Here is a 21500-nt window from a genome sequence, read left to right as displayed (position 1 = left end):
TTGAGCGGACCGGCGCTATTCGTCGCCCGCGGCTCCGTCCGGCATCGCCGCCTGGACCTGCGCGGTGTCGGCGTATTGCTGGAAGCGGGCCAGTTCGCCGTCCTCGATCGTCCAGAAATGGACGAATTGTGCGTTGATCTCCGCAGCGGTCTCGGCGTGGCGGGCCTGGTAGCGCCCTCTCGCCACGACGGTTTCGCCGCTCGCGAGCAGGTCTTCGACATCGAGACGCCAATAGTCCCATTCCGAGCCGAGGCGAGCGAACACGCCCTCGACGACCGCGTCCGGTCCGACATAGGGATTGCCGTCGGCGTAGGGGAAGTTCTCCGCCTCGTTCCAGACGATGTCGTCGGCCATCACCGCCGTGACGCCCTCGACATCGCCTTCGGCGAAGGCGTCATACGCGCCCTGGACGAGCGCCAGGTTGGCCGCCTCGCCAGCGCCGCCGCTGTCGCCGCACGCCGCGAGCATGAGCGTCGCCGCAGCGATGCTGATTGATCGGTTCATGTCTGTCCTCCCAGCCAGGATTGGCGGGAGGAAGTTGGCGCCCAAACGCGGGCGTCGGCAAGCCGAAACGCCTAGAACCGCGTCCTGAGCCGGATCTCGAAGCTGCGCCCGGGCAGCGGCGCGAGGTTCTTGAGGAAGGATGTGTGCAGCCGCGCCTCGGCGTCGGTGACGTTCTTCGCGGCGAACTCCAGCGCGATGTCGTGGTTCTCCGCGACCGGGTGGACGGTGACGAAGGCGTTGAACGCCGCCCAGGCCTCGGTCGGCGTCTCGAAGGCGGTGACGTCGTCCTGCTCGTCGGCGAGCTGGGCCTCGATGCGGAAATCGGCGCGGTCGCCGCGGGCGTCGAAACCGACGAGCGCGGTGAGCGGCGGGATGCGCGGCAGCTCGTCCTCGCCGACCGCGTCGAGGCTGGCGTCGACATAGCTCACCGTGCCGTCCACATGGAAGTCGACATCGCCGAGCGGGCCGATATGCGCCCGGCCGATCTCGGCCTCGCCCTGCAGCTCGAAGCCGGAGAAGTCGGCGTCGGCGGCCCGGAAGGCGAAGACCGGCAGCGCGTCCATCTCCGCGCCGGTGGCGGCCTCGTAGATGAAGTCCTCGTAGGTCGTGTGGAAGACGTTCGCCGTCAGCCCGAAGCGGTCGGACTCCCAGCGCGCCGAGGCCTCGATCCCCGTGGCGATCTCCTCGCCGAGATCGGGATCGCCCAGCTCGAAGGCGTTGGTGGCGAGGTGCGGGCCGTTGGAGTACAGCTCCTCGGTCGCCGGCGCGCGCTCGGTGCGGAAGGCCGTGACGCCCAGGAAGAGTTCGTCGGTGGCGTTGACCCCGGCGCCGGCGGACACCGACAGACCGTCGAAGCTGCGCTCGGCGCCCGAGGCGGGTTCGAACTCGGTGCGCTCGTAGCGCACGCCGCCGTCGAAGACCCAGTCGCCGCGGCGATATTCGCGCAGGGTGAAGACGCCCAACTGCGAGAGCTCGACCGGCGGGACGAAGGCTTCCGCGCCGACCGCCTCGAAATCGCGGCCGCGCAGCTGAACGCCCGTCGCGCCGCGGAAGGCGCCGTCGGGCCCGTGCGGACGCTCGACCAGCTCGACGCGCGCCTCCCAGGCCTCGTTGGTGAAGACCGTGCCGACCTCGTCGCCTTCGAGCTCGGTGTGCTCGTACTCGCCGTAGCCCGCGCGCAGCTTGACGGTTTCGACATAGCCGCCCGTGTCGATCTCGCCGCGCAGGTCGTAGCGCGTCTGCTCGAGATCGATGCTGACGAGCTCTTCTTCCGCCTCGCCTTCCGCGTGCTCTTCCTCTTCGTGGCCATGGCCGTGACCGTGGCCGCCGGGCACGCCGTAGAACGAGTTGATGACGCGGGCGTTCACGCCGATGAAGCCGTTCGCCCAGATCACCGAGCCGCCGAGCGAGCCGCCCTCGGATTCGTGGAAGCTGTTCTCGACGACGCCGCGCTCGAGCTCGGCCTGGTGGTCGGCCAGCGTCTCGCCGGCCTCGATCGCCTCCTCGACCCTGAGATCGAAGGCCTCAGCGAAGCCGGGGATCTCGTAATCGCCGGAGTCCCGCCAGAAGGCGTCGGCGTGCAGCACGACCTGGCGCGCGCCGTTGTCGGCGATGGTCGCATTGACCGCGCCGGCGGCCTCATAGCCCTCGTCGACGCTGGAGTATCCGAGATTGAATCCGGCCTCGAGCCCGTCCTCGGGGGCCTCGGACGGAATGCGGCCGTCGAAGACGTTGACGACGCCGCCCGCCGCGGAGCTGCCGTAGAGCAGCATGGACGAACCGCGCACGATCTCGATGCGCTCGGCGAGCGCCGGCTCGACGGCGACGGCGTGGTCGGGGCTGGTCGCCGAGGCGTCGATCGAGCCGATGCCCGCGTCGAGCACGCGGATCCGGTCGCCGCCGAGGCCGCGGATCACCGGACGACTCGCGGCGGGTCCGAAGAAGGTCGAGCTCACGCCCGGCTCGTAGCGCAGCGTCTCGCCGATCGAGCCCTCGGCGCGGCGGGCGAGGTCCTCGTCCTCCAGCACCGTCGTGCCCGTGATGGTCTCGCCGAGCGAGCGCGCCAGCGGCGTGCCGCTCACCACGATGGTCTCGCCGCGCAGGACGCCCTCCTCGTGCGGGGCCTCCTCCTGGGCGAGGGCCGACGGGACGACGGCCGCGAGGCCGGCGACGGCGAACAGGACGCGCGACATGGACTTCCCCTCTGACAAGCAGCGTTATGTTATCCTGTAACACTGCCGTCCCCGGCGGCAAACCCCGTTCGCCCGGCTTGCCGAAATTTAATGCAGTCGCGCCGGCCTCAGCGCTTGTCTCCGTTCAGCCCGAACAGCGCGTCGAGCGAGAACCGGCCGGGCCCGGCGGCGAAGCAGACGAACAGGCAGGCCGCCCACCAGGCGTGCACCGACCACCACTCGCCGGGATAGACGAAGACCTGGATGACCATCGTCATCACCAGCAGGCCGAGCGCGGCGAACCGGCTGAGCAGGCCGAAGGCGAGCAGGACGGGCAGCGTCAGTTCGCCGAGCGCGCCGAAGACCGCGAACACATTGGTCGCCGATTGCGGCAGCTCTGGGAAATACTCGTGCTGGAACAGGAAGAAGGTGCCCTGCTGGACGTCCGGCGTCGGCAGGCGCAGGCCGAGAATGTCGATGGTCTGCACCTTGGCCAGGCCGGAGTTCCAGAAAACCCTTGCGACCAGCAGCCGGATCGCCAGAAGCGCGACGGGTTCGGCGAGCCGGCCGACGTCGGCGAGCTTGAGATAGGCGTTGCGGGCGGCGGCGATCATGGGGCGTCTCCTGGCGAAGTCTCGGCCGGCGCAATGGCGCGGTCGGCGAGCAGGGTGGAAAAGAACTGGAGCGCGGCGTCCGGGTCGGCGCAGGCCTTGAGCGCCGCGCCGAGCGGACGCGTCTCCGCGAAACCGGCGACGAGCGGCGCGGTCGCGTCGTCGAGCGCGGCGCTGGTCACGCCGTTCCCCCCGCGCCAGACCAGCGCGGCGGCGGGCGCGGGCGCGAGCTTGCGTTTCGTGACGGGCCGGTCGTCGCGCAGCTCCCGCCAGAAATCGTGGACGGGCCAGTCGAGCGCCACCCGCCGCGCGCTCGCCTCGAGCCGGAACGGCGTGGCCAGCAGGGCCGCCTCGTCGAGGCGCGCCAGCGCGGCGGCGGTCTCGGGATCCGGGTCGGCGGCGTAGTGGACCGCGCTCCAGGCGCGGTCGAGCCGGGCGATGTCGGCGAGATAGGGCAGCGAGCGCGCCGGCGGAAAGCCGGCCAGGAAGTCGGGAAACTCCGCGCCCCACTCCGACAGCACCGGCGAGGCCGGCGGCCGGGCGTCGGCGTAGGCGCGCGCCAGCGCGGTCATGTATTCGGTTCCGACCACCGCCGCGACGCCCGGAAAGGCGCCGGCGAGCACGTCGGACAGCGCGGTCGCGCGATTATTGCGATAGACGGCGATGCGCGCGGCCACGTCCGGCTCGTCCAGATGGGCGGCGAGTCCGGCCTCGTCGCCGCCGAGCGCGGCGCGGAAGGCGTCGGCGAAGTCGCGGATCTCAGTCATGGCGCGCGAGCGCGGCTCGGTTCGCCGCGATCAGGGACTGGGCCCGGTCGCGCTCGGCCATGAGGTCTTCGAAGGGGGGCAGCTCGCTGTCGCGCTCGATCAGCACCGGCCTGGGTCCGTGATCGGCGATCACGCGGGCGAGCATCTCCCAGACCGGCTCGTCGACCGGGGCGTCGTGGGAATCGATCAGCAGCTTCTGGCCGAGATTGGGATCGGGCCGGGCGCCGGCGATGTGGATCTCGCCGACGCGGTCGAAGTCGATCGCGGCGAGATAGGCGCCGGTCGAGCGGCCGATATTGTTGGCGCTCACCGCGATATTGTTGAGATCGAGCAGGAGGCCGCATCCGGTGCGCGCGCAGGCTTCGGCCAGGAAGTCCGGCTCGCTCATCTCGGCCTTGAGCGGGATATAGTGGGCGGGGTTCTCGATCAGGATCGGCCGGCCGAGCGCGGTCTGCATGCGATCGATGTTCTCGCACAGCCGCTCGAGCGCGGCGCGCGTGGCCGGCGTGGGAAGCAGATCGGCGAAATACTCGCCGTCGGCGACCGACCAGGCGATGTGTTCGGAGACGGCGGCCGGCTCGATGCGCTCGATCAGCGCGGTCCAGCGGGCGAGGTGGTCGGCGTCGAGCGGTTCGGGTCCGCCGAGCGACAGGCCGACGCCGTGAAACGACACGGGAAAGCGCGAGGCGATCAGCTCGAGCCAGGCGAGCCGCGGCCCGCCGGCGATCATGTAGTTCTCGGCGTGGACCTCGAGCCACAGCCCGTCATGCGACCCGCCGGTCTCCCACGTCTCGCGGAAGTGGTCGGGCTTGAGCCCGACGCCGGCGGAGGGGGGAAGGTGCGTGAGCATGACGGGCCGTGATCGCTCGAGCGGGCGTTACGCCGGCACGTTCCGGTCCAGGGACTCGGTCGAGGCCTCGCCTTCGGGCGTCTCGATGTAGTCGCAGGCGCCTTCCGGGGCGAGCGTCCAGGCGTTGCCCTGGAAGTCGACCGTCGAGGTGCCCTGGCAGCTCGTGCCCGGGCCGGCGGCGCAATCGTTCTCGCCGGCCAGCGCGATGCCGTAGCAGCGCTCCATGCCGACATTGACGGTCTCGCCGGCCTTCCAGGCCTCGAACGCGGCCTGGACGTTCGCCGGGGCCGACTCGGAGATGGTCAGCTGGGCGTTGGGGCCGGCGAGCGCGGCGGGGGAAAGCGCGGCGGCGACGGCGGCCGCGGCGGCGCCGGCGGCGATGGTCTTGCGGGTGGTCATGGGTCTTCAGCTCCTTGATGACTCTCAAAGCGGGCCTGTCCCGACCCGCGCCGCGCAGGATGGGCGCAAGACCGGCCGATGGCTAAACACAAGGACGTCACAAATTCGCTCGTCCGCGGTCACGGCGGCGTGTGAACGCCGCGAGCGCTCCGGTCAGTCCTCGGCCCACATCCTGAGCAGGTTGGCGCGGGTCTTGGCGAGCCGGTCATAGGTCTCGGTCTTGCCCGCCTCGGCGAAGACGGCGCGCGCGGCGAGATCGAGATCGAACAGGATCTCGCGGCGCTCGGCGGCCCGCACATAGGAGCGCACCCAACCGACGGCGGCCAGGCGTTCGCCGGCGGTCACAGGCCGGACCTCGTGCAGCGCGCCGGTCGGGTAGACCACCGCGTCGCCGGCGGCGAGCTTCACCTCGGTCGCGCCGTCGGAGTCGTGGATGACGAGCCCGCCGCCCTCGTAGCTTTCGGGGTCGGACAGGAAGACGGTGAAGGACAGGTCCGAGCGGGCGCCGCCCATCAGCGCGTCGTCGACATGGACGCCGTAGGTCATGCCCGGCCGGTAGAGGCTGATCATCGTGCGCAGGATGCGCCTGGGCAGGGCCGCGCCCTCGAAGGCGGCGTGGCGCTTGAGCGCGGTCTCGACGATGCGGCGGGCCTGGTCGGCGCGTGCGCCGGGCTTCATCTGCAGGTTCGCCTTCACCGTCTTCGCCGCCCAGCCCGCCGTCGCCGCGCCCTCGACGAAGGCGCTTTCGTCGGCGGCGAGGTCGCGGACGGCGGCGAGTTCCTCCTCGGTGAGGACGCCGGAAAGACGGTGAAGCATGGGCGGCTCCGCTACTTGCGAACAACTCTCAGAAGCAGTAAGCCTTCCGGAACGACGCCCGCAAGACTTGGGCAGATAACGTCAAGGATCCGCTCATGGCCATCTCGAAGACCCCGAAATTCTGGAGCGCCAGCGCCGCCGCGCTGCTCGCGGGCTCGCTGGCGGCCTGCGGCGAAGGCGGCGAGGCGGGAGAAGCCGGGGAAGCGGGCGATGCAGGCGCGACCGCCGACGCAGGCTACGCGCCCGGCCCGGCGGGCGAAGGCGGAGAAGGCGGCGAAGCCGGGGAGGCCGGAGAGGCCGGCGGCGAGTTCGGCATCGATCCCGCGCTCGCCGAGACCGACCCGGTGCTCTACCGCTCGGCGATCGAGGTCATGCGCGCCCACTACATCGCGGGGCTCGCCGCGCTGGACAATGGCGACCGGGCGATCGCCTCGGAGATGTTCTCCCACCCGATCTCGGAGATCTATGTCGATCTCGAGCCGGTCATCGAGTCGCTTGGCGGCCAGGCGATGATGGACGAGATGAACCGCGCCGCCGTGCTGCACTTCCAGGATGCGAGCGGGGACGAGATCCGGGCCGCCGTCGACGAGGTGGTCCGTCTGCTCGACGTCAACCAGGACGTCGCGCCGGAAGCCGACCCCGCCGCCGCGCCGGCGGTTCACGCCGCCGTGCTCGCCTCGCTGATCGAGCGCGCCGCGCTGCAGTACGAGTTCGCCGCCCAGCAGGAAGACGCCTCGGGCGCCTGGCTCGACGGGTACGGGCTGGAACGCGCCGCGGCGCGCTACGCCGAGACGACGCTGGACGATGTCCGCGCCGCCGACGCGGATGGGGCGAGCGCGATCGCCGACGCGCTCGACCTGCTGGCGACGGCCTATCCGGGCGCGCAGCCGCCCGAGACGTATGATCCCGAACCGGCGGTCGTGCTCGAGGCGGCGAACGCGGCGGCGGATGCGGCCGGCGCGATGGACGCCGCCCCGGCGTCCGACGGCGCTGCGGGGGGCGGCTAGGGCTCGTAGGGCTCGACGCTTTCGGGCGTCATGGCGTAGGCGGCCGCGGCGAGATCGGTCTCGGTGCGGCTCACCGTGAGCACGCCCTCGATCCAGACCGGGTCCCACAATTCGTCGAAGCGGATCGGCTCCTCCGAGGTCAGGTAGACGACCTGGTTGGGCGGCGGCGCGGGATAGTGCACGCACGCCCCGTGATAGGGCAGGAACAGGAATTCGCGCGCCGAGCCGCGCTCGGCGTAGTCGAGCGGCAGGATGAAGCCGGGCATGCGCACCCGCTCGCCGTCGAGCTCCTCGACCACGTTGAAGATGCGGATCTGCTGATCCTCGCGCGCGGGAAAACCCTCGGTCGCCCCGGGGCCGGCGCGGCCCTCGCGCAGCGCGGCGATCTGCTCGCGCTCCTCCGGCGGGATCAGGTCCGGCCAGGTCAGCTCGCGCGGCGCCTCGGCGGCGGGGTCGGTCTCGGTGCAGCCGCCCGCGCCGAGGACGATCGCGGCGAGGACGGCGGCGAGAACGGCGTGCAGGCGGGTCGGCATCAAGTTCGGTTCTCTCGACTGGCGTGACGGTGAACGCGGCGCAAACCGCGTTTTAAGACCTTGTCGGCACTATGTCGCCCAAGCGCCGTGACAAAGCGGCCGGAGAGGGTGGTCATGGGGTCCGAGGAAACGCGCCTGGACGCGCACGAGCAGGAAACACGCCGCCGCACCGCGGAGGCGCGCGAGAGGCTGTTGAGCGACAGCGCGCTCATGGCCGTTCCGCTGAACATCATCGTTGCAGGCGTGCTGTGCGTGTTCCTGGCCGGAACCACGCCGGTCGAGCTGCTCGCCGGCTGGTTCGCCGCGATGGGCGTCGCGGCGACCGGCCGTTTCGGCATCGTGTGGCGCGCCCGGCGCGCCGGGAAGCCGGTGAGCGCGCACGGGCGATTCTTCTATGGCGCGTTGACGGCCACGGTCGGCGGCTTATGGGGCGCGACGCCGTTCCTGGCCGCCGCCGACGCCCCGCCGATGGCGCTCTATGCATGCGCCCTGATCATTCCCGGCATCAGCGCCGCGGCGGCCATCACCTCGGCCGCAGACAGCCGCATGGTGACCGCCTACACGCTGCCTTCGCTCGGCCTGTTCACCGCCTGGCTCGCGATGCAGGGCTCCTTCCACGGCTATCTGCTGGCGGGCATCTGCGCGATATACTTCTTCGTGCTGCAGCGGCTGACGCGAAACTACGCCCGCATGCTGACCGAAGCCGTCGAGGCGAACGTCTATCTCGAGGAAGCCAAGCGCAAGACGGAGGCCCAGACCGGCGCGCTCGCCGAGCTGGCCGAACAACACGACGCGGCCGCCCGCAGCGCCGCCGAGCAGGCCCGCGCCAACGCCGCCGTGCTGGCCAACATGAGCCACGAGTTCGGCGCGCCGCTCAACGGCGTGCTGGGCATGGCGCAGCTGCTCGAGGAATCCGGGCTCGACGGAGAGCAGGCGCGCATGGTTCGCCGCATCCGCTCGTCGGGGGAGATGCTCTCCCGGCTGGTTTCGGACATTCTGGACGTCTCGCGCATCGAGGCGGGACGGATGGAGCTGGTGCTCGACGACCTCACCGGCGAAGCGCTCGCCGAACGCATCGAGCGCGTCGGCCGGCCGATCGTCGATGCGCGCGGCCTCGACCTGAAAGTGGAGATCGCCGGCGAGCCGGAGCTGACCCTGCGCGCCGACGAGGGCCGCCTTGTCCAGATGCTGCGGATCTATGTCGAGAACGTCGCGGCCGCCACGGAGACCGGCAAGGTCTGCGTTCGGCTTCATGTCGAACGCGACGGCGGGGGCGAGGGGAGGCTCCGCGCCGAGGTGGGCGATTCGGCGTATTGCGATTGCGAGGCCGAGACCGAGGCGGCGCCGATCGCGCCGTCGGAGGTCGAGCCGGACATCGCCGATCGCGAGGCCGGCGCAGGCCTCGGCCTGCATCTGGTCACGCGCCTGGCGGGCCTGATGAACGGGAGGGCGGAGCGTCGCCGGACCACGGACGGCAAGGGCGCCGTGCTGACCTTCGAAGCGCGCGCGCGCCTGTCCTCGCGCGCCGACCGTTACAGCGACGCCGAACGGCTGACCTTCGGCTCGCGCCGCCTGCGCATCCTCGTCGGGGAGTCCGACAAGGCGCGCCAGTCCGTCCTCCACGGCTATCTCAAGTCGTTCAACTGCGCGGTGGCCTGCGCGGCCGACCGCGTCGGCCTCGAGGAGGCGCTCAACGCGGCCGCCTATGATGCGGTGGTCCTGGGCCTGTCGCTGGACGATTGCGAGCCGGAGGACGCGCTCGCCGAGATTCGCGCCATGGCCTCGACGGCCTCGCTGACGCCGGTCGTGCGCCTGTCGGCGGAGCTGGACGAGGCGGTTCGCTCGGGCGGGGGCGAGACGCTGATGCGCTCGCCGGTCACCGGCGACGCCATGCGCGAGGCGCTCTCCCGGGCGCTCGCCGACGATCCCGCCGCCAGCCGCCAGCTTCGTAAGGTCGGCTGAAGCGTCAGGCGGGGTCGTTCGCCGTCTCGGTCCTGAGCCAGTCCAGGAAGCCCGCCGCGCTCGCGTGCGAGTCGACGGCGAGCGACAGGATGCACGGCTCCTCGTAGGGATGAAGCGCGGCGAGCCGGTCGCGCGCCTCCGCAGCGCGCGCCGCAGCGGTCTTGAACAGCGCGACGATCTCGGTCTCGCGCGCGACCGCGCCTTTCCAGCGATAGATCGAGGTCGAGCCCGACAGGATGTTGGCGCAGGCGATCAGCCCTTCGTCGAGCAGCGTCTCGGCGGCGGCCGCCGCGCTGTCGGCGTCGGGCCAGGTCGTGTAGATGAGCCCCATCGCGGAGCCGTCGGTCGGGGTCGTTTCGGCCATGGCGCCTCGTCTCCTTGCAGCGAACCGGTCGCGACCGGATATACAGGCTGACGATGACCGATGCGACGTCTTCCCCGAACCGGTCCGCGCTGGTGCTGTTCTCCGGCGGCCAGGATTCGGCGACCTGCCTGGCGTGGGCGCTCGACCGCTACGACGCCGTCGAGACGATCGGCTTCGACTACGGCCAGCGCCACGCCGTGGAGATGGGCGCGCGCGAGAGCGTGCGCGAGGAGATCGCCCGGCGCTTCCCCGACTGGGCCGGACGCTTGGGGCCGGACATCGTCGTCGATCTCGCCGGCTACGGCGCGCTCGCCGACAGCGCGCTCACGACCGACCGCGCCATCGAGATGGACGCGCAGGGCCTGCCCACGACCTTCGTGCCCGCGCGCAATCTGGTCTTCCTGGCGGTCGCGGCCGCGCACGCCTGGCGGCGCGGGATCGAGACGCTCGTGGGCGGCATGTGCCAGACGGATTATTCGGGCTATCCCGACTGCCGCGCCGAGACGATCGCGGCGCAGCAGCGCGCGCTCTCGCTCGGGCTGGATGCGGAGATGGCCGTCGAGACGCCGCTCATGCATCTCACCAAGGCCGAGACCTGGGCGCTCGCTGACGAGCTCGGCGGCGATTCCCTCGTCGAGCTGATCGTCGCCGACACCCACACCTGCTATCGCGGCGAGCGCGGCGTGCTCCACGAGTGGGGATACGGCTGCGGCGACTGCCCGGCCTGCGAACTGCGCGCCAGGGGCTGGGCCGAGTGGCGCGCGGAGGCCGCCTCATGACCTACTCGGTCAAGGAGATGTTCCTCACCGTGCAGGGCGAGGGCGGCCAGGCCGGCCGGCCGGCGGTCTTCCTGCGTTTCGCCGGCTGCAATCTGTGGAGCGGGCTCGAGCGCGATCGGGCGAGCGCGGTCTGCGATTTCTGCGACACCGATTTCGTCGGGACCGACGGGCCGGGCGGGGGCAAGTTCGTCGACGCCGAGGCGCTGGCCAACGCCGTCGCCGAAAAATGGCCCGGCGGGGGCGAGCCGCTGGTGGTGTGCACCGGCGGCGAGCCGCTCCTGCAGCTCGATCCCGGGCTGATCGACGCGCTCCATGGCGAAGGCTTCGAGATCGCCGTGGAGACCAACGGCACGATCGAAGCGCCGGCCGGCCTCGACTGGATCTGCGTCAGCCCGAAATCGACGGCGCCGCTCAAGCAGACCACCGGCGACGAATTGAAGCTCGTCTATCCCCAGGCCGACGCCCCGCCGGAAGCCTTCGAGCATCTCGATTTCCGGACGTTCCGCCTGCAGCCGATGGACGGACACGACCGCGACACGAACGCGCAGGCGGCCTACGAATACTGCCTCGCCCACCCGAAATGGCGCCTCAGCCTGCAGACCCACAAATGGATCGGCGCGCCCTGAACCGGTCCGGATTCCGTGGACCGGCGGGGCCGCTTATGGCAGTATGAATCTCAAGCGGCCGAGGCCCCCTGCACAGTCTCGCGTTCTCGAAACGAGGTGATGAAAAGGGCTGGTCGAGGCGGGCCTCGCCGCGCTTTTCGGCCCGTTCTTTCCGCTCTGAGGGGAACCATATCGGCCGGCGCCCGTTGGTCCGCGGATGGACGCTTGCGCCGGAGATTCCCTGTGCCCTCGGGACGACCTGATACGAAAACCCTTCTGATCGCCGGCGGCGTCGTGGTGATCCTCGTGCTCGCCTTCTTCGTCTGGCGCGAGACCCGCACCGAGACGATCGAGTTCCGCTTCGGCGGTCAAGAGATGGAGATCGAAACGGGGGGGCGCTGAGCCTCAGCCGCCTTCGCCGGTCTCCAGCCGCACGTTCACCGGAGCGTCCGTCTTCAGATGCACGTCGCGCTGCGGGAAGGGGAACTCGATCCCGTTCTCGTGGAAGCTCTTCCAGACCGCGAGCAGCACCTCCGAGGAGACGTTGTTCACGCCCTTCGAGGGATCGGCGATCCAGAAGCGCACCTCGAGATCGACGGAACTGTCCCCGAAGCCGCGGAGCAGGCATTTCGTCGCCGGCTCCCTGAGCACGCGCGGCACCGAGTTCGCCGCCTCCACCACCAGCTCGATCGCCTTCTCCACGTCGGCGCCGTAGGCGACGCCGATCGGCCGTTTTATGCGGACGGCCTGGTCGGAATACGACCAGTTGATCACCTTGGTGGTGATGAACTCCTCGTTCGGGATGAGATGCTCCATCCCGTCGCGGGTGATCACCGAGGTGAAGCGCATCGAGAGCGCGTTCACGTGGCCGTACGTGTCCTCCAGCGTGATCACGTCGCCGGGCTTGATCGAGCGGTCAAGCAGCAGGATCACGCCCGAGATCAGGTTCGAGAAGATCTTCTGCAGGCCGAATCCGATGCCCAGGCCCACCGCGCCGGAGAAGATCGCCAGCGCGGCGAGATCGACCCCGGCGATCGACAGCGCGGCGAGCACGGCGACCGTGAAAAGCCCGACCTGGACGGTCTTGGTGATCAGGATGCGCGCCGACGGCGTCAGGCTGGGCGCGGTCTGGACGCGCTTGGCCAGCACGCTCGAGACCTGGCTCGCCACCCAGTAGAGCACCGCCAGGATGAAGGCCGCGCGCAGCACGGTCAGAAGCGAAATGCGCCCGCCCTCGCCGACATCCATGCCGACCCCGGACAGGAACTGGGAGAAGGGCTCCAGCAGGCCCAGTATGCTCAGCGCGGCGACCGCCCAGATCAGGTTGGCCGCCAGCCGCGCCCAGAACGGCTCGGCGATGAAGGCCGTGGCCAGCCGGATCACCACCCAGGCGCCGACGAGCGTCATGACAAGCTCGAGGAGGAAGCTCGTCAGCCCGGCCTGCTCGAAGCCGATGCGGGCGAGCGCGAGCAGGATGAAGGCGATCGCCGCGCCGGTCAGCGACTTGCCCAGCCGCGCCGCGGAGAAGCGCACCGCGCGCAGTCCCGGCGCGGTGAAGATGCGGTCGACGAGCTTGCGCGCGGGCTTGCCCAGCGCCAGGCCGACGGCGAGGCAAATCCCCGCCGCGCCGAGCTGCAGGAGCACTTCGAGCGTGAAGACCTCCGCCCGGGCGCTCTCCATCCAGCCGAGCGCGGTTTCGCGCAGCGCGCTCACCCATTCGGCGGAGAGAAAGTCCGGAGACGGATTCGCCATGGGGCGAGCTTAGACGTGCAGGCGGCGGCGTGTAAGCAGATAGTGATTAGGGCGGTCTGCCTATCTAGCCAGAACGCCAAGTAGGCGGTTTGATTCAGTACTCCAATTCATCCGCTGGTATCAGCAGATAATTTTGATACGGGCGGTATCTTATGAACTGTTCGGGTAAGATCATACAGTACTGACAAATTAAAGTAAACTAGCAATATAGCTATTAAATTTGCAATAGATTCATCAAAATGCGAATCTGCTACTACAGGCTTTATAATTACTAATCCAAAAGAAATAAGGAATATTGCAATCAATGAGTACGCTGAATATGAAATAGACTTCCTTGTTCTTTCGAATTTAATAGTCGCTTCGCTCTCTAATCTGTTAAGCTCAAGATGTATATTCGCAGCAGACGCCAGCGTTATTGCTAATATAAATCCCAATGTAGAAAGAAGTTGATGCCCTACAAAATTATGAAGAAAATCATTTTCATCACTTAAAATATATGGGTCGCAAAAGCTAATCGCCAGCAGTGTCGCTGCCAGAATCAGTAGGATTATCCAGGGAAGTAGTTTTTTCATGTCCCAGCACCTGAGATCTCTGCTGCCGAATTCCTTCAGCAAGATCAGCGCCGCGTTCTGGCATTGGGATTTTAGTCGTTTTGGGTTTCTCTGTCGATGAGAAAGGTTTATTATCTAACGATTTAGCTTTCAAATTACCAGCGCCTTTTTCCGCGTACTCGACGCCATCACGAACCTTTTGATTCTGTGTCGATACACCCTCTTTGCTTTGAAATTCGACTGTTACTCGCTGGGCGCCAGTTTCCTTTCCTGTATCTTCAAGATCTTTTTCTAAATCGCTTTCGGCTCCCCACATATTGGGGACAATAAAGTCAAAGATAATTTGCCTTAAGATATTGTTGTGCTTTTTCGAAAATTCCCAAAAATTAGCGCTATCAAAAATAGGTTCAACTTCTATTTCGAATGGCTTATCGTGTCGTGCGTTAATAGAGTTGACAAGAGATTTCAATATTGCATTCGGTGTTCCGGCGATGTCATTTTCAACTGCAGCGCGTTGCCCTTCATCGTGCGTGGTTGGGTCTAATAAAATATATGCCCCCTGCCATTCGGTAGATACGACTTCAGCACCCCCTCGTTCGGGTGGTTCATGATGTTCATGGTCGCGTTCAATTTCCAAAATACCAACGATAGAGCTATCGGCCGGTTCTTTTGGTACCCAATATAGCCGTCGGCCGGCTCTGTGTTCGAAATTGAATGGTTGGGCTAGCGCGTGGCGCAACCATTCCTCCCGTGTGCCTTCCCACGTCTCGATATCTCTCTGCCGGATCGGCACGAGATTGAGATGAAAAAGGGTGAACTTGCGTTCGGCCATTGGCTCCTGCCTTCAACTAGAGGGGGAAGCGTCACCAACTGAGTACGCAAGTCAATGTTTAGTGGTAATTCGAAGTTGAGTGGGTGGATGAGAATCGGGAGTCCCTACTCCCCCTCCCGCCGCCACGCCCAGCCCAGAAGCCCGAGCGCCAGGATCACCATCAGCAGCCCCGGCGCCAGCGGCGTGCGCTCGGCGTCGGCGACGACATAGGCTTCGTTGCGCTGCAGGCCGGCCCAGTCGAAGCCGCGCTGGACATTGCCCGCCCGGGTGCGCCGGAGATTGGGCGTCACGGGGTCGGCGCCCGCGCCGATCTCGAACACGCCGCCCCCGGAGGCCTCGACCAGCGGGGCGAGGCCCTCCGGGTCGGGGACGAGCTCGGCGTATTCGCGCGGATTGAGCGGGCCCGACGAGACGACCGTCGTGAGATCGCCCGAGCGCAGGCGCACCAGCCCGATGGCGTCGATCCCGGTCGACGCGGTGAAGCGCCCCGGCGCGGCCTCGGTCATCTCCAGCGTCTCCGTCTCGCCGCCGGGCGGGGTGATCTCGAGCGGCGGGGCGTCCTCGGCGAGGGTGGTGCGCGTGGCCTCCAGCACGCCGTCGGAGACGGTCGCGGCGAGGCGCTCCTCGTCGAGTTCGGGTTCGCCCATCAGCCAGTGGGCGACCCGGCGGAACAGCTCGTCATGCGGCCCGCCGCCCTCGTAGCCGCGCGCCCACAGCCAGGACTGGTCGGACATCAGGATCGCCGCGCGGCCCTCGTTCTCGCGCGACAGCACCAGCAGCGGCGCGCCGTCCGGGCCTTCGAGCAGCGTTTCGCCGGCGATCGCCGTGCCGCCGATCTGGCGGAACCAGGGGCCCCAGTCGGCCTGGTCGTCGGCGAGCGGGGCGGTGACGGGATGGCGCGCGCCGGCCTCGCTGATCGCCGGCGAGAAGGGCTGCTCGATGATGGTCCCCGTGGGGCGGGTCGGCAGCACCGCGGCGAGCGGCGAGCGCGCGATGCTCTCGGCGCCGGCGAAGGGCGGGCCGGTAGTCACCAGCAGCGCCCCGCCGCCTTCGACGTACTGGGCGATATTGTTGATGTAGAGCGGGGGCAGGATGCCGCGCCGGCGATAACGGTCGAAGATGACCAGGTCGAACTCGTTCAGCCGCTGCTGGAACAGCTCGAAGGTCGGAAACGCGATGAGCGACAGCTCGTCGGCGGGCACCGAGTTGTCCTTGTCGAGCGGGCGCAGGATCGTGAAGTGGACGAGGTCGACCGAGGGGTCCGACTTCAGGAGGTCCCGCCAGGCCCGCGCGCCGTTGTGCGGCTCGCCGGTGACCAGCAGCACGCGTAGCCGGTCGCGCACGCCGGTGACGTTGACCGCGGCGCGGTTGTTGATCAGCGACAGCTCGTTCGGCCCGGCCTCGACCTCGATCTCGACGACGTTGGCGCCGCGGTTCTGAACCAGCGCCTCGACATTGACGTCGCGGCCGATGGCCACGCGCGCGGTCACCGGTTCGCCGCCGTCGACGGAGAGATAGACCGTCGCCGAGCCCGCCGGCACGCTTTCGTCCTCCACGCGCAGGGTGAAATTGACCGGATCGCCGACCAGGCCGTAGCGCGGCGCCTGCTCGACGACGAGGCGGCGATCGCCGGCGTCGGCGTCGCCGGCGACGAAATGGTGCAGCGGCGCGTCGAGGCCGAGCGCGTCGACGGCGTCGGGCAGGTCGTGGACGACGCCGTCGGAGATGGCGATGACGCCGGCCAGCCGGTCGCGCGGGATTTCGGCGAGCCCGGTCCGGATCGTCTCGACCAGGCGCGTGCCGTCGGGCGCCCGGCCGCCGGCGAGCTCGACAAGTTCGAGGCCCGGTTCGCGGCCGGCGAAGGCGCGCACGCGTTCCGCGGCGGCCTCGGCCGCGGCGGCGCGCCCGCCGACCGCCATCGAGGCGCTGTCGTCGACGACCATCAGCGCGATGTCGGCGAGCGGATCGCGCTCCTCGCGCACCAGCGCCGGGTTGGCGAGCGCGATCAGGAGCACGCCGGCGGCCAGGCCGCGCCAGATCCAGCCGCGCAGCCCCCGCGCCGCGGCGAAGGCCAGCGCGGCGACATGGATCGCGATGAGCGTCCAGATCAGCCAGTCGGCGACCAGCGGGGAGAAGGCGAGCTCGGTCGCGCGCATCAGTCCTGTCCCAGCCGCTCGAGGATGGCCGGCACGTGGACCTGGTCGGCCTTGTAGTTGCCGGTCAGCGCGTACATGGCGAGATTGACGCCGAAGCGGATCGCCAACTCGCGCTGGAAGGGGCCGCCCTCGACCGGCGCCAGCGGCCGGCCGTCCTCACCGATCGCCCAGGCCGACGCCCAGTCCGCTCCGCCGATCACGACGCCCGAGGTCCCGTCGCGCGACGAGCCGTCGGGATCGGCCTCGACCCAGACCTCGCCGCCCTGGTAGCGGCCGGGATACTCGTCGAGCAGGTAGAAGGTCCGGCCCAGCACGTGATCGTCGGGAAGCCGCGCCAGCGGCGGCACGTCGACGGATTCGAGCAGGCGGGCCAGGCCCGGGTGCGGGCCTTCGCGGGCGATGGAGGCGCCGGCGTCGCGGGTGTCGAACACGATCAGCCCGCCGGACTGGAGATAGGCCTCGACCTTCTCGGAGGCGGCGTCCGAGAGCGCCTCGACGTCCTCGGTCACCGGCCAGTAGACCAGCGGGTAGAACAGGATCGGATCGGTCTCGATGTCGACGGCGCGCGGCTCGGCGGGCTCGACCGCGCTGCGCCGCGTGGCCTCGTAGGACAGGCCCGACAGGCCGGCGCGGCTCATCCGGTCGATCTCGGCGTCGCCGGTGGCGATATAGGCGAAGCGCACCGCCAGCGCGCGGTCGAGCGCCTCGGCGTCGGTGAGGCCCTCGGATTGCGCCCGCACCGGATCGGCGAACAGCCCGGCGAGGAGCGCGACGAGGCCGACGGCGGCGAAGCGGTCCAGCCCGGGAATGCGCGGCAGCCGCCCGGCGAACCCGAGCGCGATGACGACATCGCCGGCCAGCAGCAGCAGAGCGAAGGCGAGGATTGGACCGGCGAGCCGGCGCTCCGCCCCGCCTTCGCGGGTTTCGTACACCGCGCCGGGCAGGTCGCGGGCGATCGGTTCGAGAATGCTCTCGGCGGCGACGACGTTGAGCGCCTGGCTCGCCGCGCCGAGCCGGTAGAGCCCGGGCGGAGTGTCGGGACCCGGCGTCGCGAAGGCGAATTCGCCCGCCGGGATGGGGCGGGCGTCGGCGGAGGGCTCGGCGAAGCGGCCGAAACCGTCGATCGCGCGCTCCAGCGTCCAGGCGCCCTCGGACGGCGCGGCCTGACCGCCGCCCTCGGCGAGCGCGAGCACGCGGCGGAGCATCGACGGATAGAGCCCCGACAGCGGCAGCGAGGACCAGTCGGGCCCGGCGGTGACGTGGAACAGCACGATCCAGCCCTCGCCGCGCCGGTCGGCGGTGACCAGCGGCGTGCCGTCGTCGAGGCGGGCCCAGACGCGGGCGTCGAGCGCCGGGCCGGGCTCGGCGAGAACCTGGCGCTCGACGCGCGCCTCGGCCGGCGCTGTGAGGCCGGAGAACGGGCTGTCGTCGGGGAAGGCGCCGATGCGCTGGGGCTCGTCCCAGGCCAGCGCCCCGCCGAACAGGCGTCCGCCCTGGCGCAGCGGCGTGGGCAGGAGATCGTCGCCGCGCGCGGCCAGCCGCGGTCCGGCGAAGCGCAGCAGCAGCCCGCCGTCCTCGACGAATGCGGCCAGCGCCGCGTCCTCGGTGCGCGCGGCGTCGACCATGACCAGCGCGGCCGGGTCGGTCTCGATGAGCTCGTCGAGCGGGCCGCGCACGGTCTCGGCCGATCCCGAAAGCGCTTCGGAGACATAGTGCAGGTCGGACAGCAGCGGCTGGCGATCCTCGCCGCCGGGGGGCTCGATCAGCCCGACGCGCGGCCGGCGGAAGCTGTCGTCCATCAGCTGCAGCGCGCCCGCCGAGCGCGCGCCCTCGATGCGCACCATGCTCACCCGGTTCCTGAGATCGAGCGGCAACCGCCCGCTGGCCGCGGCGACCGCGTCGCCGTCGGCGAATTCGGCCTCGAACACCGCCAGCGCCCGGCCGTCGCGGCCGACCGCCGACAGCGTGACGGTCCGCGCGCCCTCGCGATGGGCGCGCAGCACGCTGGTTTCGATCCCGTCAGCGGCGGCGCGCACCGGCGCGAGCCCCAGCGCGACGCGGTCGGGCTGGGGCGCGACGAGCCGCAGCGAACCGGCTTCGGAGAGCGTCTCGGCGAGCAGCCGATCGCCGGCGCCGCCGGTCGCCTGGCCGTCGCTGATCCAGATCGTGTCGAAGCGCGCGGGGACCGTTCCCGCCTCGATGGCGGCCTGAAGACGCTGCGCCGCCTCGCCGCGATTGACGCCCCAGGGCTTGGGCTCCAGCGCCTCGAGCCGCGACAGGGCGAGGCGCGCCTCGTCGAAGGCGATCTCGGACCGCCCGTTCGGCGCGGTGGTCACGAGCGCGGCGCGCCGCCCGTCGATCGCCGCGCCCTCCAGCCGCGAGCGCGCGTCGGCGGACAGCCGCGGCCAGAGCTCGGCGCTCGCCCAGCCGTCGTCGACGACCACGAGCAGCGGCTGGCTGCTGTCGGTGGCCGAATCGTCGGGCCGCCAGACCGGGCGGGCCAGCGCGATCACGATGAGAAACGCGATGAACAGCCGGAACAGGATCAGCCAGAGCGGCGCGCTCTTGGGCGTCTGCGGCGTCTCGGCGAGCCGGCGCAAGAGCGCCAGCGGCGCGAACAGCACCTCGCGCGGGACCGGCGGGGTCGCCCGCAGCAGCAGCCACAGGACGGGCAGGGCCAGCAGGCCCAGCAGCGCCAGCGGGGCGGCGAAGCCGAGCGGGCCGACAGCGATCATGCGCGCTCTCCGGCGAGGCTCTGGTGCAGGGCGAGGACGGCCGACGCCGCGGGCCGGTCGGTGCGATGGGTGATCAGCGTCCAGCCCGCCGTTCGCGCGACGTCCTCAAGCGCCGCGCCGTGGCGGCGCCACACCTCATGATAGGCCTCGCGGGCCGATTCCGCCCGCCCGAACAGCAGCGATTCCCCGCCGCCGCCCGGCGAGAGGAAGCGCGTGCGGCCCTCGAACGGGAAGTCCTCCTCGGCCGGGTCGACGATGCGCAGCAGCGCGCCCTGCGCGCCGGCCTCGCTCAGCCGCTTCAGTCGCGCCGCCCAGGTCTCCGGCGGGTCGAGGAAATCGCTCGCCAGCACGACGCGAGCGTGGCGCGGCAGCGCGGGCGCCTCGACGCTGACGGGATCGCCCGGACCCTGCGCCAGCGCGGCGGCGGCGATCTCGAGCCCGGTCCGCCCGCTGCGCGCCCGGCCGGTTTCGCCCAGAGCGGCGACGCGTTCGCCGCCGCGCGAGAGCAGGGCCGCGATCGCGATCAGGCACACCGCCGCCCGGTCGCGCTTCGTCGGCAGGCCCGGCGAACCCAGCGCCATGCCGGGGCTTCCGTCGCGCCACAGGAAGACGGCGTTGGCGGCCTCCCACTCGGTCTCGCGCACGAAGAGATGATCGCCGCGGGCCGAGCGCCGCCAGTCGATGGAGCTGGCGGGGTCTTCGTGAGAATAGCGGCGATACTCCCAGAACGTCTCGCCGGTCCCCGGCTTGCGCCGGCCGTGCACGCCGTGGGCGACGCTGGCCGCGATGCGCTCGGCCTCGGCCAGGAGCGGCGGCAGCGCGGCGGCGGCGCGCTCGGCCTCGTGGCGGAGGCGGTCGGCGGGCGGTTTCGCGGAGCTCTGCGGCATGGTCTAGGCTGAACTTCTTGTTTCGCGACGCCCCCCTCGGCCCTTCGGGCCACTCCCCCCGCAAGCGGGGGGAGAAAGAAAGCGCCGCGCTGGTTTCCTCCCCCGCTCGCGGGGGAGGTGTCCGCGAAGCGGACGGAGGGGGGACCGGCGCAAGGCGTTCACTCCTACGCCGCCTCGGCGGCCAGGCGCGCGATCAGCGTCTCGATCTCCAGCCCGTCGGCCCGCGCGGCGAAGGTGAGCGCCATGCGGTGCTTGAGCACGGGCTCGGCGAGCGCGGCGACGTCGGCCGTCGACGGCGCCAGCCGGCCCTGGATCAGCGCCCGGGCGCGGACCGCCAGCATCAGCGCCTGGCCGGCGCGCGGGCCGGGGCCCCAGGCGACGCCCTCGCGCACGTCGGCGTCCTGCGAGCGGTCGGGCCGGGCGCGGGCGAGCAGGTCGAGAATGGCGTTGAGCGTCTCCTCGCCGACCGGCATGGCGCGGACCAGCTTCTGCAGTTCGATCAGCTCGTCGGCGGACAGGACGGCGTACGCCTCGGGCTCGTCGACGCCGGTGGTCGCCAGCAGGATCTCGCGCTCGTCGTCGCGCTCGGGATAGGGCACGTCGATCTGCATCAGGAAGCGGTCGAGCTGGGCTTCCGGCAGGGGATAGGTGCCCTCCTGCTCGATCGGGTTCTGGGTCGCCAGCACGTGGAAGGGTTCGGGCAGGTCGTGGCGCTCGCCGGCGACGGTGACGTAATGCTCCTGCATCGCCTGCAAGAGCGCGGCCTGGGTGCGCGGGCTGGCGCGGTTGATCTCGTCGGCCATCAGCAGTCGGCAGAAGACCGGGCCGGGCAGGAAGCGGAAGGCGCGCCGGCCGTCCTCGCCCTCCTCGAGCACTTCCGAGCCGAGGATGTCGGCGGGCATCAGGTCGGGCGTGAACTGCACGCGCTTGTCGTCGAGGCCGGTGACCACGGCCAGCGTGTGCACCAGCCGCGTCTTGGCCAGGCCCGGCGCGCCGACCAGCAGGCCGTGCCCGCCGGCGAGCAGCACGGCGAGGCTGCGTTCGACCACCTCGTCGAGCCCGATGATCGCCTTGCCGATCGACTCGCGCGCCTCGGCCAGCCGTTCCGCGGCCTTGTCGGCGCGCTCGGCCAGCGCGGCGGCGTCTTCCTTCTCAACCGTCATCGACTTATGTCCTTCACGAGACGTTGGTTCGTCAGCCGAAGATGGCCGCAGGCCGG

21 protein-coding genes are annotated in these 21500 nt (G+C 70.0%); 5 read left to right on the top strand and 16 right to left on the bottom strand.

Annotated features, from left to right (window positions below):
- Nucleotides 1–15 precede the first annotated feature (15 nt).
- From DDZ18_RS11080 to DDZ18_RS11050, 7 genes are all read right to left on the bottom strand, one after another.
- Nucleotides 16–504 carry a nuclear transport factor 2 family protein gene (locus tag DDZ18_RS11080; RefSeq protein WP_233245815.1) on the bottom strand — a complete coding sequence of 163 codons (489 nt, stop codon included), beginning with the start codon at nt 502–504 and terminating at the stop codon, nt 16–18.
- 71 nt (nt 505–575) lie between these two features.
- On the bottom strand, nt 576–2696 hold the full coding sequence (locus DDZ18_RS11075; RefSeq protein ID WP_109253462.1) for a TonB-dependent receptor: 2121 nt from the start codon (nt 2694–2696) through the stop codon (nt 576–578).
- A 107-nt stretch (nt 2697–2803) separates the two neighbouring features.
- Nucleotides 2804–3289: a DoxX family protein gene (locus DDZ18_RS11070; protein ID WP_109253461.1), complete on the bottom strand. Its 486-nt coding sequence runs from the start codon at nt 3287–3289 to the stop codon at nt 2804–2806.
- Nucleotides 3286–4053 carry an HvfC/BufC N-terminal domain-containing protein gene (locus tag DDZ18_RS11065; protein WP_109253460.1) on the bottom strand — a complete coding sequence of 256 codons (768 nt, stop codon included), beginning with the start codon at nt 4051–4053 and terminating at the stop codon, nt 3286–3288. Before DDZ18_RS11065 ends, DDZ18_RS11070 begins: the two co-directional genes overlap by 4 nt.
- Nucleotides 4046–4903: an MNIO family bufferin maturase gene (gene bufB, locus DDZ18_RS11060; protein WP_109253459.1), complete on the bottom strand. Its 858-nt coding sequence runs from the start codon at nt 4901–4903 to the stop codon at nt 4046–4048. Before bufB ends, DDZ18_RS11065 begins: the two co-directional genes overlap by 8 nt.
- 27 nt (nt 4904–4930) lie before the next feature.
- Nucleotides 4931–5302, bottom strand: a complete 372-nt coding sequence (locus tag DDZ18_RS11055) for a BufA1 family periplasmic bufferin-type metallophore (RefSeq protein ID WP_109253458.1) — start codon at nt 5300–5302, stop codon at nt 4931–4933.
- Between the two features lie 153 nt (nt 5303–5455).
- On the bottom strand, nt 5456–6118 hold the full coding sequence (locus tag DDZ18_RS11050; RefSeq protein WP_109253457.1) for a Fe2+-dependent dioxygenase: 663 nt from the start codon (nt 6116–6118) through the stop codon (nt 5456–5458).
- A 95-nt stretch (nt 6119–6213) separates the two neighbouring features.
- On the opposite strand from DDZ18_RS11050, the gene DDZ18_RS13930 reads away from it, so the two are divergent.
- Nucleotides 6214–7125 (top strand): hypothetical protein, encoded by a 912-nt coding sequence (locus DDZ18_RS13930; protein WP_158272138.1) that lies wholly within the window; start codon nt 6214–6216, stop codon nt 7123–7125.
- On the opposite strand, the gene DDZ18_RS11035 is transcribed toward DDZ18_RS13930, so the two are convergent.
- A complete protein-coding gene (locus tag DDZ18_RS11035; protein WP_109253455.1) occupies nt 7122–7658 on the bottom strand; it encodes a DUF3299 domain-containing protein in 537 nt (178 codons plus the stop codon). The genes DDZ18_RS13930 and DDZ18_RS11035 overlap by 4 nt on opposite strands.
- Nucleotides 7659–7772: 114 nt before the next feature.
- Between DDZ18_RS11035 and DDZ18_RS11030 the strand changes: the two genes are divergently transcribed.
- Nucleotides 7773–9620 carry an ATP-binding response regulator gene (locus DDZ18_RS11030; RefSeq protein WP_109253454.1) on the top strand — a complete coding sequence of 616 codons (1848 nt, stop codon included), beginning with the start codon at nt 7773–7775 and terminating at the stop codon, nt 9618–9620.
- A gap of 4 nt (nt 9621–9624) precedes the next feature.
- On the opposite strand, the gene cutA is transcribed toward DDZ18_RS11030, so the two are convergent.
- Nucleotides 9625–9984 carry a divalent-cation tolerance protein CutA gene (cutA, locus tag DDZ18_RS11025; protein WP_233245814.1) on the bottom strand — a complete coding sequence of 120 codons (360 nt, stop codon included), beginning with the start codon at nt 9982–9984 and terminating at the stop codon, nt 9625–9627.
- Between the two features lie 53 nt (nt 9985–10037).
- Between cutA and queC the strand changes: the two genes are divergently transcribed.
- From queC to DDZ18_RS13925, 3 genes are all read left to right on the top strand, one after another.
- Nucleotides 10038–10763 (top strand): 7-cyano-7-deazaguanine synthase QueC, encoded by a 726-nt coding sequence (queC, locus tag DDZ18_RS11020; protein WP_109253453.1) that lies wholly within the window; start codon nt 10038–10040, stop codon nt 10761–10763.
- A complete protein-coding gene (gene queE / locus DDZ18_RS11015) occupies nt 10760–11389 on the top strand; it encodes a 7-carboxy-7-deazaguanine synthase (RefSeq protein ID WP_109253452.1) in 630 nt (209 codons plus the stop codon). Before queC ends, queE begins: the two co-directional genes overlap by 4 nt.
- Before the next feature lie 222 nt (nt 11390–11611).
- Entirely contained in the window at nt 11612–11770 is a 159-nt protein-coding gene (locus DDZ18_RS13925) for a hypothetical protein (protein WP_158272137.1), read from the top strand.
- Nucleotides 11771–11773: 3 nt separating this feature from the next.
- On the opposite strand, the gene DDZ18_RS11010 is transcribed toward DDZ18_RS13925, so the two are convergent.
- The 7 genes from DDZ18_RS11010 to DDZ18_RS10990 all read right to left on the bottom strand — a co-directional run bounded on the left by DDZ18_RS11010 (nt 11774) and on the right by DDZ18_RS10990 (nt 21444).
- Nucleotides 11774–13120, bottom strand: a complete 1347-nt coding sequence (locus tag DDZ18_RS11010) for a mechanosensitive ion channel family protein (RefSeq protein ID WP_109253451.1) — start codon at nt 13118–13120, stop codon at nt 11774–11776.
- A 107-nt stretch (nt 13121–13227) separates the two neighbouring features.
- Nucleotides 13228–13692: a hypothetical protein gene (locus DDZ18_RS13790; RefSeq protein WP_146190663.1), complete on the bottom strand. Its 465-nt coding sequence runs from the start codon at nt 13690–13692 to the stop codon at nt 13228–13230.
- On the bottom strand, nt 13631–14503 hold the full coding sequence (locus tag DDZ18_RS13785) for a hypothetical protein (RefSeq protein WP_146190662.1): 873 nt from the start codon (nt 14501–14503) through the stop codon (nt 13631–13633). The genes DDZ18_RS13790 and DDZ18_RS13785 overlap by 62 nt, the downstream gene beginning before the upstream one ends.
- Nucleotides 14504–14607: 104 nt before the next feature.
- The gene (locus tag DDZ18_RS13920; RefSeq protein WP_158272136.1) at nt 14608–16659 is read right to left on the bottom strand and encodes a hypothetical protein; all 2052 of its coding nucleotides are present in this window, start codon (nt 16657–16659) and stop codon (nt 14608–14610) included.
- A complete protein-coding gene (locus DDZ18_RS11000; RefSeq protein ID WP_109253450.1) occupies nt 16659–19394 on the bottom strand; it encodes a DUF4159 domain-containing protein in 2736 nt (911 codons plus the stop codon). Before DDZ18_RS11000 ends, DDZ18_RS13920 begins: the two co-directional genes overlap by 1 nt.
- A complete protein-coding gene (locus DDZ18_RS10995; RefSeq protein WP_109253449.1) occupies nt 19391–20281 on the bottom strand; it encodes a DUF58 domain-containing protein in 891 nt (296 codons plus the stop codon). Before DDZ18_RS10995 ends, DDZ18_RS11000 begins: the two co-directional genes overlap by 4 nt.
- Before the next feature lie 164 nt (nt 20282–20445).
- Nucleotides 20446–21444 (bottom strand): AAA family ATPase, encoded by a 999-nt coding sequence (locus DDZ18_RS10990; protein WP_109253448.1) that lies wholly within the window; start codon nt 21442–21444, stop codon nt 20446–20448.
- Nucleotides 21445–21500 lie beyond the last annotated feature (56 nt).

It is taken from the genome of Marinicauda salina (assembly GCF_003122085.1).
Lineage (GTDB): Bacteria > Pseudomonadota > Alphaproteobacteria > Caulobacterales > Maricaulaceae > Maricicauda_A > Maricicauda_A salina.
This window is presented reverse-complemented; position numbering and strand designations above follow the sequence as displayed.